The sequence below is a fragment of the Campylobacter sp. US42a genome (genome assembly GCF_004379055.1).
GTDB classification, from domain to species: Bacteria; Campylobacterota; Campylobacteria; order Campylobacterales; family Campylobacteraceae; genus Campylobacter_D; species Campylobacter_D jejuni.
Window position 1 is genome coordinate 1 of sequence record NZ_RYYK01000021.1, and the last position, 371, is coordinate 371.

Annotated in this window: 1 protein-coding gene; it reads right to left on the bottom strand. The window is 32.9% G+C overall.

Annotated elements, in window-relative coordinates:
• On the bottom strand, positions 1-371 hold a 371-nt coding region (locus ELQ10_RS08505), incomplete at both ends, for a methyl-accepting chemotaxis protein (protein ID WP_243833043.1).

Consider the following 371-nt stretch of genomic DNA (forward strand, 5'->3'; position numbering starts at 1 on the left):
CTTACTGTACTAGAAATAATAGCTGATTCATTAGCAATTTCAACATTATCTTTAGTAGTTTGATCAATTTGAGCTACACTTTCATTGATTTGAGTGATACCTGCAGTTTGTTCTTTAATACTTTCTGCCATATCATTGATAGATTGAACAAGTAAATTAGTATTAGCTTCTATTTCAGATAAAGACTTTTGAGTTCTTTCAGCTAATTTTCTAACTTCATCAGCCACAACAGCAAATCCTCTACCATGTTCTCCAGCACGCGCTGCTTCAATAGCTGCATTTAAAGCTAGAAGGTTGATTTGATCTGCAATATCACCTATAATACCTGTAACATTTTTAATCTCTTCAGATTGAGTGATAACATCACTAGT